Genomic DNA, 15,249 nt, shown 5'->3' on the forward strand with positions numbered 1-15,249 from the left:
TCAGGCCGCGCTGCCAACGCGGCCCCGCCTGATGTCAGCAACCGCTTGAATGAACAGTTCAGCCGTTGTCTCAATCTGTTCGTCGGTCGTGCCATAGCCCAAGCCCAGTCGAAACGCGTTTTTTGTACGCTCCGTTCCTGCACCAAACATGGCCTCAAGGACATGAGAGTCCTCTACTGATTGCGTCGAACAAGCGCTGGAGCTTGAAAAGGTGATCTGGTCGGTCAGACGTCGCATCAGCGCAAAGGGCTCAACCGATGGGATCGAAAGATTCAGAGAATTGGGAATTCGAGATGCTTCATTCCCATTCACCCATGCCCCCGTTTCTTCTACAAGTCGGCGCTCCAGCTTATCCCTCAGGTCATTGATGCTCTCAGCATCGCCGAGGCGGGATTGTCGCAATTCAAAAGCCGCCCCAAGCCCAACAATCCCGGCTGTGTTGAGCGTTCCAGAGCGAAGTCCTCGCTCCTGACCCCCTCCCCGGTTGATCGGCTCAAGCGCCACATGCGGGCGGCGCCGACGACAATAGAGGACCCCAATTCCCTTGGGACCATACATTTTGTGACCAGATAGGCTTGCAAGGTGGATGTTTGCGTCTTGAACGTCGATCTTCTCGTAGGCTATCAACTGTGTCAGATCGCTGTGAAACAGAGCACCGTATCGCTCACACAAATACCCAATTTCTGAAAGCGGGTGGCGCACGCCGGTCTCGTTGTTGGCGGCCATACAGCTTACGAGTGCCACCCCTTTTTTGAGTTCTGCCTCGAGCCGGTCCAAATCAATCCTGCCCTGTACGTCCACTGAAAGGACGATCACGTCTTCGGCTGGACTTGAATGTTTTGCCGCTTCAAGCACAGAAGGGTGTTCTGTTGCGACCGTGATAATGCGTTGGTTGTCCGATCGGCGCGGACTGGCGACCACACCTTTGATGGCGAGATTGTTCGCCTCGGTTGCGCCGCTTACAAAGACTATGTCGGCCGGTCTTGCGCCAATTCCCTTCGCGATATGTTCGCGCGCGCGTTCGATGGCTGCGGCTGCGGCGGCGCCATCAGGGTGGTCTATTGCCGAGGGGTTGCCTGTCAATTCGCGCATGGCGTCAACAACACGATCAATCACCATCTCATCGACTGGCGTTGAGGCGTTGTGATCAAGATAAATTGACCCGGGAGTCATGCCGCATCTCCTGCCAGAAGCCTTGCTGCATCAGCTGGCGAGTTTATGCGAATTGCGATGTAACCAATGCCGCGGTCGATATGGCATCTCAGGCGTCGCATTAGGTCTTCGTCATCTAATTCTGCTCCGCTTTGCCCTTGCTCGACAAGTATCAGCATTGAAAGGAATATCGGTTGGTCGGATCCAAAGAGCGTATAGGCGTTAAATTCCTGCCCATTTTCCTCCGGTGGAACCATGTCGCCAACTGGTCCTGTCTCGAGTGAGGCGGTCAGAGCCATCCGGCACAGGAGGTTCGGTGTGAGGCCGCTGCGTTGACGCAACATACGGAGACGGCCAGTTGCCTCAGTTGATACTCTGAGCTTTGTAAAATGCATCAGACTAGTTCCGCTGAAAGATCGCCAACCGGAAAAAGTGTCGTGCGTCTTGCTTCCGCGGTCGCCTCAAGCTTGTAGGTCCGTGCTACATGCGCTCCGAGGGACTTGGCTAGGGAGGGTGTCATTTCCGTATCGGTGCAAAGCAAGATTACCTGATGGCTTGCAGTTGGCAGATAGTCTCGAACAATTGCCAATCGGTGGCTTTGGTCAAGCCTTGAGAAAGGGGTGTCGATCACGATCGGCAGTTGACGGCCGCTTGTCTTTCCCAAAGCCCAAAGCATGGAAATCGCATAAATCTGCCGTTCTCCTGCAGATAAGCTGTTCTTCTCGATTGTTATTCCATCACTGCCAATCAGGCTCACGCTAAAATCCGCCGGGTCGATTTCGACGCTAGAAACCAATGATTTCTTGCGGCTCAATCGGTTGAAACAGTCAACGAACTCGGCCTTTAATCTGCTGATCCTGTCCTCGAGGAGCGCAACTCCAAAAGAAGAAAGTGCGGTTTGCGCGCGCACCGCGAGAGCGATCCCGCGCTCTTCTTGAGCCAATTTCTTCAGAGCAGCTTCCTCCGACCTGAACTTGCGCTCTATCGCTTCAATATCACGCAAAAGCCGATCTATTCCTTCGTCGCAGAACTGCAGATCACGTTCCAAACCCCCAAGAGTGCGCTCAGCCTCTTTCAAAGCGGAAAGCGCTTGTTCGGCTTGTCCCGTGTCGAACCCCTCGAGCTCCCTTTTTAACTTGGCGCGAAGCTCTCTGTTTCTGTCAAACCTGTCGGCCAAGCTTGTTACTTCTTCCTGCCGCCCATCAGTCAGACAGTCCAGACGCCGCAAAATCCAATCTGGTTCTGCCAACAGACGTGGTCCCTGCCCTCCTGCATCTCCCTTCGTCACAGCACGCAAATCATCAAAATGCTGACTGGACCAGATGTTGCCTTTCTCGTTGGGTATGCTTGATTGCCGCTCAAACGCATCAATGAAGGCGCGAATCGCGATCGCGTGAGTGCCCTGCCGCGCCTCAGTACAGGTTTGGTAAAAATGCTGTACCAATGTGGGCGCTAAACCTAGCGGCAACAGATCGTTGGCCGCGCGCTTCAGTTGCGTGCTCAACTCGGACTGGTCTATCTCTGCGCTTCGAAGTTTGGTCAGGACGTCTTCGCGCGACAGTGCCTGCCGACCACCTTCGTTGCGATAAGCGGCCTCGGATCGCTCCACCCGTCGCGCGGCTTGATCGCATTTGCTTTGCAGTTCGGCGCGAAGATCCTGTTGGGTTGCAAGCTCTTGTCTGAGGCGCTCCTGCTCGGACAGGAGGCGATCAATATTACCAGATGAATCCTGGTCTGCTCGCCGACTAGTATAGACAGTCAGGTCTGTCTGCAGCTGGTCGATAATGTCCAATCCCAGAAGCGATCGGATCGCATCTCTCAGCCCGAGGCTGCCATCGTCATCCGCGATCTCTTGTATCTTCTCGCCATCAAAAAAGAACAACTGTGAAAGACCGGGAGGCACAAGTTCTTCGACGTATTGCGCATATTCAGCCCGTTCCAGGTCAGAGATCGGGTGGCCTTCCCTAATAAGGTCAAGTGTTTCGACCACGGATTTTCCGCGGGATGACCAAGCGCGTTTGACCGTGTAGTTGACTTGCTGACCATTCTCCACGCGAACGAATGACAGCGTGATGGCGGCCTCGCGCGTTGCCGCTGTCGCACTGATTTTTCTTAACAGATGCTCTTCATATGTTGATTGTGCAGTGCGTGGGCCAAGCGCTCTGCGACCGTACAATACGAGCCGGATTGCATCGAGGAAGGTGGTTTTTCCGCCGCCATTATGCCCCAAGATGGCAACCACATTGGCACCCTCAGCCGGCACCGTCTCAAGGTCGAACGTGTGGCAACCGTCATACAGACCGACGTTCTCAAGGACTAACTCACGAAATCTCATAAGTTCGGCGCCTCGTTTGCCGCGCCCTCTTCTTCCAGCTCGGCAGCCAAATTTGCCAGAACTTCGTCCTCCGAGCGCCATTCCTTTTCAAGGATGCTTGCAATGCGCGTGTGGATCGATGACCTGCGACGCATGCCCTGAACCGAACGTTCGGCATCCAGCAGTTCGCCCATCATTTGGATTGGAAGGTCGTGTTCCTGGCAAACTTGGCGCAAAATGTCGCCATCGGCGGACGAAAACTCGAAGTCGTCGGCTTCGTGCGCATGGAGTTCTTTACCGAGCACATCCTTTACAATCTGATAGGCACTATTGGCCCAATCACCCAACTCACGTCGCCAAATGCGCTGAATCTCGTGGATTTCTGCTTCATGGATCAGCGTCGGAGCAGGCTCATCTGTGACGAGATTCGCCGCCTCCCTCTGTGCTTCCAACAACCTTTTGAGCACCTCTTGGCGGAAATCGCGTTTGTAGGGCCCGGGTATCAACCCATCGCCTGAGCGATTGAGCGTTATCTTCCCAGTGCGCCTGCGGAAATCTCGCACGACTTTCTTGCGCTCTGGATCCAGCGTCTCCGCCAGGAAGTCTCTAACGTCCAAGAGCGGTTCGAGCCATTCCTCGCCGTTGTCGACCATCGCCTCCATTGCTTTGTCCTTTGTGACGACAGTGCATACCCAGCAACCAAACCGGGAGTTGCCGCAGCTTTCGGTGTTTTTATCGACCACCAGCGGGCACTCACCCGCCTGAGCGTTGCGATACATCTTGAGAAGCTGACGATTGTCAGCTCCCCACGGTGACGGCGTTTGCAGGATATAGTCCCAAACGTCATCAACCGAGAGCGCCTCAATCGGTGTGAAAACATACGCACCCAAGAGCGACGAATGCCGCGAAAACAGACTCCCCTCCAGCCGGTGAAGCGCCATTACTTGCGCGCGTGTTGCGCTTTCAGCGCTGCGAACACCAAGCACCATAACAACTTCGCCAAACTCTGCGACGCGGCTTTTTATGAATGCATTGGCAGGGTCTATCTTAAGTCGTTCAGTGCACCACCGGAAGCGACGTGATGGAGCCGGATAGCCGCGTCCTATTAGGTTGACCCAGAAGCTATCATTTACATCAGGCACAACCTTGTGAGCCGAAACCGGCATGCCCTGTGCTTTCGCTGCGTCGTTTATGCGCGTGAGTGCACTATCGATATAGTCCACAATAACGGGTGTTTCGACCAGCGTATCAGAGCTCAAGACATAGATTGGTTTTTCGCGTTCGGATTTCGGTAGTGCCTGCAGTGCGCGCCATATCATCTGCAATGCGCAGGTCGAGTCCTTTCCACCACTGTAGCCGATCACCCAAGGGCGCTTGTCGTTGCAATAGGCAACGCGAATCCGTTCTTCGAGTGCATCGAACGTAAGCGCTGCGTCAGGTTCGGTCGCCTTTTTTTCTCTACTCATGCCGCGACCTGACCTTGCGCTTCCATGGCCGCCTTCATTCTTGCTTCCAATGGCAATCCAATAGTTTCGAACAAGACAGCCGCTCCAAGAAGAACGCTCCTGCGCTGGCCATTCATGCGTGCGTCGTTCATGACTTTGCCTTCCCAGAGTTCCGCATTTCGTCTCGACCAATCCAAGGAAGAAAGCGACTTTAGCTTCTCAGGCCATTCCTGAGGATAGGCATCAATCAGGGTTCCCCCGAGGACGCCGAAGGCTTGAAGCAAAACGCCGTGGGAGTGCACCGTGTTTTGCCGAAGATCATGCGCGTTCAAGCTTCCGCCATCCAGTCTTTGCCAGTCGTCCAAAACGTCGTAGAGCGCATTCCAGAATTGTACCACGAGATCGAGCGTTTCCTCGCCAAATCTGTCTCCTGCTGGACCAACCATCCATTCATGTGCCTGCTGCAAACTGGACAATGTGTAGAGCTTGGTTGTTCGGTTTGAGAGTGATTTTTTCTCAAGCTCTAAAAACCGATTGAAGAATGGCACAATTCGAAACACGTCGACGGATAGTCCGGCGAGCGGATCCCTTTTGTCGTATAGAATATTCAGCGAATTTGATGGGCGAACGGCGTTCATATTTAAATCTGCAAACATCTGTTGACTTCGCTCAAGTCCACGGTCCGCAAAGATCACAACTGATATCGTTTCATTTTCCAAGGCTGGCCTTGTCTTCAACGCATCTTCAATTGCCGCTCTGCGGTGTTGGCCGTCATTTAGAATGATCCGCGCATCCATCGCAAAGCTGAGCGTACCAACATTCTTCAGTGCCCCATCGTTGCCCGCTGCGGTGAATGTCAGGTCCCCATCAACTGAAGCGCAAAGCGAGGAAAGGATGTAATTGTCCCAATTCTCAGCAAGGTAATTTGCGATCTGAGGTACCCTTGCCTTTGAAAGCACCCGTTGGGCACGCAGGTCAGGCGGCAGATCATCGCCGTCGAAAATGAACAGCCTCGGCACCATTTTCATGGGGACCATAACAGTGTAGTACGCAGTACGAGACTGAACGCCCCGGATCGCCTCGAATGTCAGCTCGTTTGCCATCGCTACCTCCTAGGCTGGAAGTTAACGGACGTTAGTGTGGAAGTCTATACGCAGGTCTAAATCGTGAGCTCTGCGAGCCTAAGAAGGGTAGTTTTCTTGCCGCATCACATGGCATCATGAGCATGCAACGGGGATCATTTCCGATACAGAAGTGCAGTTGGCTACTCTGACTGATGAGCGATGCATTTATCAGAGGCTATTGTCCAATTTCGTCCCCGAGCAGTTCGTCGATGAAGTCACCTTGCTCGCGGAAGACTTGCTCCCACTTTTCTGGGATCGGGTCCTCCCGATCCAAGGTTTCCGGACGCAGCTCACCGGCAGCGTATTCATTCATTTGCGTCTGCATGGACCGCGATTGCCGTCGGCGTGCACGCTCGCTTGTTGCAGTGGATTCGAAAGACTCGGGATGGGGTGCAGGAGGAGCGGGATTCGGGTCTTCTAACCAGGGCCCTACGCCATCAACACGTGGGGGATATGGAAAATCGCGGCCCGCCTGACGATCTGACAGATTGATGAAAAAGGAATCCTCGAAGTATTTGATGCGCTGTGCACGGATCGGGTGCTGCGGTGAGGCCAGGATGATCACCTCATCGGGATCCATGGTGCGTGCCTCGGTCTCGGAGAGAAGTGGACGTTCCTCAAGACGAGAAGTCGTCGAGGTCGCGCCCAAAATGCCCTTGTTGCGACCATACATGCGGGTCACCGCCTCCCGGGTGGTGCTGCCGACGGCCGCCGAGACCTCGCGAACGGTACGCTGGTCGCGAGGCGTTATGTAGAGCTTGAGCCCTGCGCCGTTCTCAAGGCTTTCGCGCCCCTCGGGTCCGTAGATGCGATCGAGCGAGGCCAACGACTGCGCAATTATCGCGACGCGCCCGCCATAGGCGGCGAGCGAATGGATCGCCCGCTCGAGATAAGGCATCGCGCCCATTTGCTGGAACTCGTCGATCATCATCATGACCGGCCACGGCTCGTAGGGACCCGGCTCGTTCTGCCGCAAACTGGCAATGAGATCCGCGAACATGAGCCGCAGGAGCGGTGCCAGCGTCGCGATGTGATCTTCTGACACCACGATGTAGAGCGCGTGCGGTTTTTTCCTGAAGTTCGCGAACTCGAAGTCGCTTGCATCAGTTGCCGTCCGGACGGCAGGGTTGTCCCACTGCTTCAGACCGGCCGTCATCAAAGCCTGGATGTTGGACGTCAGCAGCCGCGACGACGCGCTGGCCGCGTTGATCCAGAGCTCGCGCACCGTCGCTTCCTTCGCCTCTTCGGCATAAGCACTGTACTGTGCATTCTTGTAGTCCCCGCCGGTGACGATCTTGTTGACCTCACCGAGCGTCGGTCGGCCGCGTTGGATCGCCAGAAGGCAAGCCGCGACGAATATCGATTTGCCCGCCTCGGAGAAGGTGTCGAGTGTCCTGTTGTCCTTGTCGAGGAAGAGGTCCGCCAGAATCGAGACTTCTGTGAACTGCTGGGCGAAGCTGGGGGCGGCCGCGATCCGCGCGAGCGGGTTGTAGCGATGCGAACTATTCGCCCAATCGAACGGGCTGAAGCGAAAGACCTCATCGCCGTTGAGCGCCCTCAGCCTTGCCGTCTTCTCGAAATTCTCGCCCTTCACATCCAGAACCACGACCGAACCTGCGAAAGACAAAAGGTTCGGGATCACGAAGCCCACGCCCTTCCCGGCCCGGGTCGGGGCCACCATCATCACATGCGGTATGTCGCTCGCAGAGATGTAGGGCGCCTTTGACGCGGGCTTTCCCAGCTTGCCGCAGACAAACCCGGATCCCGGTGTCTGGAGCATGCCGTTCGCCTTGAGTTCACGTCTGGTCTGCCAATGTGCGGACCCGTAATCATCCCGGTCCTGCGCCCAGGTCCAGCTGAAGGCCAGAACCGCCAGTCCAATGGCCCCGAAGCCAACGGCGCCGAACGCAACCTTGAATGCCTCGGGATGCGCCGCGCGCAGACCCGCGCTCGCCGTCCAGACGGCAAACATGTCAAACTCGGCAAACCCCGTTCTCAACGCCAGTGCGAGATAGAAGCTCGCCGCGATCGTGCCGAGTGCCGTTCCACAGAGAGTCCCGACTGGCACGGCAGCCCAGAGAGGAAGCCGGGTGCTCATCAGAAGCTGATCTCATCGTCGAGATCGCGCGATAGCCCCCTGCCCCGCTGCATCTCGAGATGGGTGTCCCGGGCCAACGCCTCGACCTTGTCCTGCTGCAAGGCGGAGGCACGGTCGGTAAAGACCTGATCACCGGTCTCTTCATGGGTCAGCTCGAGGAATTCCTGCGTGACCGTGATCTGATCGATCCGGTTGGGAAGCACCTCTGCCAAAACCTCATAATTTCCCCGCCGCAGCTCCCCCAGACCTTCCTCGCCCAACTCCTTGAAGAGTTCGGCTCTGAGGGTACGTTCGACGGTCTCTTCCTGAGCCTCTGACAGGCTTCCGTCGCGCAACATGTCCGCGAGGTCCTGCAGATACGGGTTTGGCCCACGGTCCTCGTCATCGATCACCTGCAAATCGTCCGATGCGCGCGACAGACCCGTCGCTATGCCGAGCTCCTTCGCGCGCTCCAGCAATCGGTCCATGAACCGATCGACTGTTTCCAACGCGCGATCTTGTTGATCGTCGCTGGCCTGAGCGAGATCGATGCCATCCTTGGCCAGAACCGCCGCCATGTCGCGGTCCACCCAATCCTGAGCAAGCCCATAGTTCATCGTCCCACCGGCTTCGATCCGGGCAGCCATCTCTTGCGGATCGAGACCGGCCCTTGCGGCATCCGCCTTCAGGGCCTCGAGGACAGGGTCCTTGCCCGATGAGAACGCAGCACTCAAGCGCCCGTCTCCGGCTCCTGGCGGATAGGACTCGGTCAAGTCACGCCCGAACCGGGCGCGCAGATCAGGGTCCGGCACCATCTGCGAGAGATCACGAACGACACCCGCCGCCTTGGTCTCAAATCCCGGGCGTTCGGTGGCATCAAGTTCTTCTGCCTTGAGCCGTAGCGCTTCGATGGTTTTCTCGGCATAGTCGATGGCCTCACCGACCGTTCGAATTGTCTCCATATCGATCTCTCCTGCGGTGAATCTGTAGGTCGTGTCCGAGCCGATTGAGGCCGCCATGCGGCGCATCGCGTAGGCCAGGTGTTTCTGATCCATGCGATCCAGCACATCGGCCAGATTGCGGTAGTCCTTGGCAAACCCTATCACCTGCGCCTTGGCTATGGCCCGCTCTTCGGGCGACAGTGCGATCTCGCGCGGCAGGCGCGCCTCGTCCTTTGCCCGGTAGATTTCTGCGATACCTGGGGCCTTCTCGAAGATGCCGCGCTCGAGCCGGGTCGTGGCCTCCAGTATCACACCGTAGCGTTCGGCGATCTCCGCCTGCTTTTCCCGCATCAACTGCGGCGACATCACGCCCTCCGCCCAACAGGAGAACCAGGTGCTGTTGGCGAGGCCCCGGTTGTTTAGAAGGATATGCGCATGCTTGTGGGCCCGGTCATCATGCACCGAGAGCACGTAGTCCCACTGATCGCCGTAATCCCCGCTTTCGAAGAAATGCTCCGCCCAATCGAGTGTGATCTCGCGTACCTGATCCACCGTGACGTCGGTCGGGAACGACAGCAGCATATGCGAGGTAAACCCGAGCTTCGTCGTGCCCCTCCAGGATTGCGCCCAGGCCTCCACGATCTCCGCCTTCTGCGCCTCGGTCATCACGGCCTCAGCCGTCAGCGGGTTGGTCATCGTCGCGTAGGTGTAAACCGCCTTGTCGTTCACGTAAGACAGCTGGTTGCCAAGGCTCTGCTTCGTCTTGCACCCCCCTGCCCTGATCCGCTTGAACACCGCGGCGCGGCTCTCCGGCATAACCGACTTCAGCAGATTGCGCGGCGAGGCCCGGCCCACGCGCTGGTAACTGCGACCCTGCCGCCGCACTGCCAGCCGCGTGTCTATGCGCGCCTGACGCTGACCCTGGATGCGCTCCGTCTCCCAGAGCTTGCCCATGACGGCGTGATAGAGGGCGAGCGGCTCAGACATGGTCCACCAACTCCTCATGCACGTCTGACGCCTCGGGTTCCGCCGCGTCCCACCCCACGCCCCGTCGCTGACAGGCCGACGCTTTCAGCGCGGCCAGATCGCGATAGGTGCGCTGCGCGAGATCATGCAGCGCGACAAGCGTCGCACGGTTCTCCGGCGACAGCGTCAGCTTTCCGCGTTGCACCGCCTTCGCCAGAATGCGGCCGCTGTCTGCAACGTCTTGTGCCTGCCGCAACGTCTCCGAGAACGCCCGGAGATCTTCTCGCATCAGATCAAGCAGCCCACACCGCGCCCGCACAACCGCCTGCAAGGCCTGGCTGCGGCTCGTAAAGCCACGGGCGTGCCAAGCCGTATCGAAGTCGGCCATCTCTGAACGCGCCGCGCGGAAACTCACCGTGACCGAAGGGTCTCGAACCTCCTGTCCTTCGCCCCGCTCCTCTTTGGCAAGCCGGGTCACGTGTCGTCGCGACACACCGTAGGCCTCTGCCAGAACCTTCGGCGTTTCCCCGGCATGATAGCGCCGCGCGAGTTCGATCCGCTCTTCAAGTTTCAGGCGTTTTGGGCGTCCCGATTTCACGTCTCAGACCCCTCGGACAAAAGTCGCAGACATTTGGCATATCCTGCCAACGTCCCTCTCATTTCATCTTCTGGGATACATCAGTTCGTGAATCTGCGCAATTTGTCTTTTTGCGCATCGTGTCACTACGCAAAATGCTGCCGAGTCGTCGGGATCAGTTTAGCACGGCTCGGAGCTCAGACCCTTGATGAGTCGAGATGCGAAGGGCCCGTACAGCTTTGCCATCGATGCGGGGCCACCGTGGGAAGAGGAAATGCTGGCGACACGCGTCTATTTAGGAAAAAGTCCGGCGTGTCGCGCTGATGCTTGGCGGGCCAGCGGAGCGGCCCGCAAGACAAAGTCAGGCCGGTCTTCCCCTTTGGTCGGTGACCACCATCCTGTCGGTCACGCTGACGAAGAGCGGCGTGATGACATATTCGCCGCTCGCATCTTCAGGTGCTGTTACTGCGACGATAGCCGAGGCCGGCGCACCGTCCACGAAACAGGAGAAGAGCGCGAAGTTCTCGAAACGACCGGACGTCAGCGCCTCGAAGGCGCTGACGTGATCTCTGCGGATATTGGTGCTCATGCGACGATCCCTCCGGCTTTGCGAGCGCTCTCGGCATAGGCGCTGAGGGTGCCGTCTGCCTTGAAGTGGAGGTCACGTTCGACGGGTAATCCGAGACGACTGCGGACGGCTCGAATTTCACTGAGGCGGACCGATCCGATTTCGGGAAAGCCAAGCCCGAGGTCGCAGAGGCCGTGCGCGATATCCGGGTCTTCCGGATCGGTTTCGGAAAGCAGCCAGGTCGCTCCGGCATCGGGGGTGAAGAGTTTGACCACAGGATCGAAGTCGAGGGTGTCTTCGCCTGCTTCGATGCGGTCCTGGTTGGTGCGCCCGTTCGCAGCGAGCTGGTCGAGGATGGATTGTGGCAGAAGGTCCATGAGGTGTCTCCTAGATGTCGGTGTGAAAAAGGCCGGGACGGCAGGCACCGTCCCGGAGGACAGCTCATTCGACGAGGTCCGGGGCATCGCCCTGCCCGTCTGGCTTCGGCTCGAAGAGAACGAGCTGGCCGGTCACGGGCGTGGCGAAGAGCTGGATGGTGAGGAAGGATTTCGCGTCGGGCTTTTGCGGGAAGGCGACACCGATCTTGTGGAAGCGGGTCTTGCCGTCTTTTCCTTCGTCGGGTGTGGTGACGGTGTAGTAGCGGGTCATGTCGATCTCCTCTCGTTTTCGATGCAAGAAGAGACCGGGACCGTCCGGACAGGCTGTCAGGCGGAACTTTGCTGCGCGAGGAATGGCCGCGTCAGCGGACAGGGGAAAGTTCTGCTTGAAGAGAGCAAGCCGCGCGCGCAACCGTCAGTCGGGCCAGGTTCCGGAGATTGCATCCGGAAGAAAACGCGGGGAGATCGACCGGTCCCCTTCGTGGCGTGACATGCCAAGATGGAAGTGCGGCAGGGACGCAGCCCAAAGATGCGTCTGTGCTGAAGGACAGACCGCAGCTTAACTCCAACGGATCTGGCCTTGCCGCAAAAGGCGGGCTCGTCTTCTTCGGCTTCAGCCTAACGAGGTAGATTCGTGCGTCACTTTTGTGCCCTCTCAGGCTCTGGCCGACCTCGACATTGATGGCATGGCGTTATTGGTCCGGCACCGGCTGCTCTCCCAAATCAGCCCGCGCGTCGCGAATAATTGCCCAGGACGAGTACAGGAACAGCGCCGCGATACCGAAGGCGACGATCAGGTCCGGCCAGCCACTGCCGAACCAGGCGACAAGTCCGGCCGCGATCACCACAGCGACGTTGCCGATGGCGTCGTTGCGCGAGAACAGCCAGACCGCCCGCATGTTGGCGTCTCCCTTCCGGTGCTTCAGAAGCGGCAGGACGGCGAGGATATTGACGATCAGCGCACCCACGGCGAAGGCACCCATCAGCCCCGCCTCGGGGGCGGCCTGATTCAGGACGCGCCAGAACGTGCCAGCCACAACCCCAAGTCCCAGAAGGCCAAGGAACACGCCCTGGATCATGGCGGACCGGGCGCGCCACGTCAGGCTCCAGCCGATGGCGAGCAAGCCTAGAAACGTGATCGCCCCATCGCCAAGGAAATCGAGGGCATCCGCCTTCAGCGCCTGAGAGTCGGACAGGAAGCCGCCCGCCATTTCCACAACGCCGTATCCGAGATTCAGCGCAACCACGATCCAGAGCGCCCGACGGTAGGACGGGTCTTGGTGGGCTGGATCGGTCGAGGCGTCGTCGCCCTCAATCCGTTCGAATCCGTAGCCTGTCGCCTCTAGGGCCGGACGCACCTGCGGAAGATCGTTTTCCGCGATGCGCAGCGTCATTATGTGGGTTGCCGCCGAGACCTTGACGTTCTCCGCCGCGACGCCAGCCGACCGCGCAGCGCGCTCGATCTCGGCCGCGTCCTTCGCACAATCCATCCCTTGCACCCGCATCCGGATCGGCGCGTTCTGCTCACTGGTTCCGGGCGTGTTCATGAGATCGCCTCACCATGCCCGCGCCCGCCGAACTCGGAAGGGTCGCCACAGGCGTGTCGCGCACATTCAAGCTCCAACGTCGTGTGCTCGATGTCGAACCTGTCGGAGAGGACGGACTTGATCCGCTCCTTGATCGCGTCGGCGTCATTCCAGCGGCCCTCCTCGATCACCACATGGGCGTCGAGCGCGGCGCAATGCTCGTCCATCTGCCAGAAATGCGCGTGGTGGATGCCGGTCACGCCGGGCACCCCGCGCACGGCGTCGAGAACGCCGCGCGTCTCGATATCTGGCGGCGATCCGAGCATCAGGATGCGGATGACCGGGCCGATCTCCCGGAAGGATTGCCAGAGGATATAGCCCGCAATCATGACCGTCACGATAGGATCGATCAGCCGCCAGTCGTAGAGCAGGATCAGTGTTCCGGCGAGGATCACGGCGATGGAGCCAAGCGCGTCAGCGACGTTGTGCAGGAACGCCGCGCGTATGTTCACGCTGGATTTGGACATGCGATAAGTCAGCAGTGCGGTAGCCGCGTCCACGATCAGCGCGATTCCCGCGATGATCACGATCAGCCATCCCTCGACAGGCTGCGGATCGACAAAGCGCATCGCTGCCTCGTAAAGCAGGTAGAGACCGATCACGATAAGGGTCGTGTAGTTGATGAGCGCTGCAACCACCTCCACCCGGCCGTAGCCGAAGGTCATGTCCGCATCCCTCGGTCGCCGTGCGATCTTGCGCGCTGCAAAGGCAATGATGAGCGAAATCGCGTCTGAGAAGTTGTGCAGCGCATCGGCGATCAGTGCGAGAGAGCCGGAGACGATCCCGCCAATGATCTGCGCGACCGTCAGTCCAAGATTGACGGCAATCGCAGCGAACACCCTCCGGTCGCCCGCCTCGGGGTCTATGTGGACGTGGTCATGCGGCATTAGGTGTGCCCCCATGCGAATGTGTTGAAACTGCTTGTGGCTTCAAGCGACCCGAACGAAATGCTCGAACTCGACGGTTCATCCAATGACGAATGATGTTTCGATAGAGGAAGCCCCGAACCCAACCGAACTCCTGGGCATGTTTTTCGTAGACGTCGTCAGGGGTCTCAAAGAGGCCAAAATCCTGAACGATCCCAGACTTTTGAATGTAGGTGCCGTCGCCTTTCCATTCGACCGGCGGCGCGCTTAAGCAATCCGTGCCGACACCGTAGCCACACAGGCTTTCCCGTCCATCGAAGGCGGTCTGCAAAGCTGACAGAAACCGGCTGTCCAGGATGAACCCCTCAAGGTCGATCCAACGTCCATCCATTTCGACCTCCACCCAGGAGTGCAGGATTTCCAAAGGCGCGATGGGATAGACAAGCTCGGGCACCACGCCGCGCTGAAGGCCCTTGTGGATCGTAAAGCCGTGAAGCCGACACCGGACTCCGAGTGCGCGCAGGAGCGCCATGAGCAGCGTGCCTTTCGTGTTGCACTGTCCGTACCCGTCAGACAGCACTTCGGTGGCCGGAATGTCATCCGCGCGATTGTAGCCGAACAGGATTTCGTTGCGGACAAAATCATAGACGACCCCGATCCGGTCATGGGTCGCGAGGGCAGACCAACCACGCGCGGCAATCAGCCCTTGAATGGACTGCGCTCCAAAGTCGAGAAGCGGAGTTGCGAAGAGATGTTCACGGGACATGGCGAGCCTCTGGATTCGTTGTCCCAGACAACATAGTATCTCTAGCGACTAGAGGTTCAAGGAATATTCTGATGTTCTCCATCGGCGAGCTTTCACGACGCACCAAGGTCAAGGTTCCGACCATCCGCTATTATGAGACTGTCGGCCTGCTGACCGCGCCCGAGCGCACCGAAGGCAACCAGAGACGGTACGACCAGGCGGGTCTGGAGAGGTTGAGCTTCATCAAGCACGCACGGGACCTAGGTTTCTCGATTGAAGCGATCTCGTCGCTGATCGAGCTGCAAGACCATCCCGACCGGTCATGCCAGGCGGCAACCGATATCGCGACCGCGCAGCTCTCGGATGTTCGGGCGAAAATCAAAAAGCTCCGCGCCTTGGAAAAAGAGCTTCTGCGTATTGCCAATGGGTGTGACGGCGATGGCGTGCCGGAAGACTGCTATGTGTTGGCGTCCCTTGCCAATCACGATCTGTGCCAACAGGAGCATTAATG

15 protein-coding genes are annotated in these 15,249 nt (G+C 58.4%); 1 reads left to right on the plus strand and 14 read right to left on the minus strand.

Annotated features, from left to right (window positions below; all coding sequences use genetic code 11):
- The 14 genes from Q1A07_RS21030 to Q1A07_RS21095 form a co-directional block, all read right to left on the minus strand.
- A complete protein-coding gene (locus Q1A07_RS21030) occupies positions 1-1,173 on the minus strand; it encodes a cysteine desulfurase family protein (protein WP_299784337.1) in 1,173 nt (390 codons plus the stop codon).
- Entirely contained in the window at positions 1,170-1,547 is a 378-nt protein-coding gene (dndE, locus tag Q1A07_RS21035; protein WP_299784339.1) for a DNA sulfur modification protein DndE, read from the minus strand. Before dndE ends, Q1A07_RS21030 begins: the two co-directional genes overlap by 4 nt.
- A complete protein-coding gene (dndD, locus tag Q1A07_RS21040) occupies positions 1,547-3,487 on the minus strand; it encodes a DNA sulfur modification protein DndD (RefSeq protein WP_299784341.1) in 1,941 nt (646 codons plus the stop codon). Before dndD ends, dndE begins: the two co-directional genes overlap by 1 nt.
- Positions 3,484-4,932, minus strand: a complete 1,449-nt coding sequence (gene dndC / locus Q1A07_RS21045; protein ID WP_299784343.1) for a DNA phosphorothioation system sulfurtransferase DndC — start codon at positions 4,930-4,932, stop codon at positions 3,484-3,486. The genes dndD and dndC overlap by 4 nt, the downstream gene beginning before the upstream one ends.
- Positions 4,929-6,014 carry a DNA sulfur modification protein DndB gene (dndB, locus tag Q1A07_RS21050; RefSeq protein WP_299784345.1) on the minus strand — a complete coding sequence of 362 codons (1,086 nt, stop codon included), beginning with the start codon at positions 6,012-6,014 and terminating at the stop codon, positions 4,929-4,931. The genes dndC and dndB overlap by 4 nt, the downstream gene beginning before the upstream one ends.
- Positions 6,015-6,210: 196 nt before the next feature.
- Positions 6,211-8,133, minus strand: coding sequence for a type IV secretory system conjugative DNA transfer family protein (locus Q1A07_RS21055; RefSeq protein WP_299784347.1), 1,923 nt, complete (start codon positions 8,131-8,133; stop codon positions 6,211-6,213).
- Positions 8,133-10,040, minus strand: coding sequence for a relaxase/mobilization nuclease domain-containing protein (locus Q1A07_RS21060; RefSeq protein ID WP_299784349.1), 1,908 nt, complete (start codon positions 10,038-10,040; stop codon positions 8,133-8,135). Before Q1A07_RS21060 ends, Q1A07_RS21055 begins: the two co-directional genes overlap by 1 nt.
- The gene (locus Q1A07_RS21065) at positions 10,033-10,617 is read right to left on the minus strand and encodes a helix-turn-helix domain-containing protein (protein WP_299784352.1); all 585 of its coding nucleotides are present in this window, start codon (positions 10,615-10,617) and stop codon (positions 10,033-10,035) included. Before Q1A07_RS21065 ends, Q1A07_RS21060 begins: the two co-directional genes overlap by 8 nt.
- Before the next feature lie 340 nt (positions 10,618-10,957).
- On the minus strand, positions 10,958-11,185 hold the full coding sequence (locus Q1A07_RS21070; RefSeq protein ID WP_299784354.1) for a hypothetical protein: 228 nt from the start codon (positions 11,183-11,185) through the stop codon (positions 10,958-10,960).
- Complete coding sequence (locus Q1A07_RS21075) at positions 11,182-11,541, minus strand: DUF2958 domain-containing protein (RefSeq protein ID WP_299784356.1); 360 nt, start codon at positions 11,539-11,541, stop codon at positions 11,182-11,184. The genes Q1A07_RS21070 and Q1A07_RS21075 overlap by 4 nt, the downstream gene beginning before the upstream one ends.
- A 64-nt stretch (positions 11,542-11,605) precedes the next feature.
- Positions 11,606-11,812, minus strand: coding sequence for a hypothetical protein (locus Q1A07_RS21080; RefSeq protein WP_249994673.1), 207 nt, complete (start codon positions 11,810-11,812; stop codon positions 11,606-11,608).
- Between the two features lie 421 nt (positions 11,813-12,233).
- Entirely contained in the window at positions 12,234-13,088 is an 855-nt protein-coding gene (locus Q1A07_RS21085; RefSeq protein WP_299784358.1) for a cation diffusion facilitator family transporter, read from the minus strand.
- A complete protein-coding gene (locus Q1A07_RS21090) occupies positions 13,085-14,014 on the minus strand; it encodes a cation diffusion facilitator family transporter (RefSeq protein ID WP_299784453.1) in 930 nt (309 codons plus the stop codon). Before Q1A07_RS21090 ends, Q1A07_RS21085 begins: the two co-directional genes overlap by 4 nt.
- The gene (locus tag Q1A07_RS21095; RefSeq protein ID WP_299784361.1) at positions 14,004-14,759 is read right to left on the minus strand and encodes a transglutaminase family protein; all 756 of its coding nucleotides are present in this window, start codon (positions 14,757-14,759) and stop codon (positions 14,004-14,006) included. Before Q1A07_RS21095 ends, Q1A07_RS21090 begins: the two co-directional genes overlap by 11 nt.
- A gap of 71 nt (positions 14,760-14,830) precedes the next feature.
- Between Q1A07_RS21095 and Q1A07_RS21100 the strand changes: the two genes are divergently transcribed.
- Entirely contained in the window at positions 14,831-15,247 is a 417-nt protein-coding gene (locus tag Q1A07_RS21100) for a helix-turn-helix domain-containing protein (RefSeq protein WP_299784363.1), read from the plus strand.
- Positions 15,248-15,249 lie beyond the last annotated feature (2 nt).

The sequence above is a fragment of the uncultured Roseobacter sp. genome (assembly GCF_947492555.1).
In the GTDB taxonomy this organism is placed as follows: domain Bacteria; phylum Pseudomonadota; class Alphaproteobacteria; order Rhodobacterales; family Rhodobacteraceae; genus Roseobacter.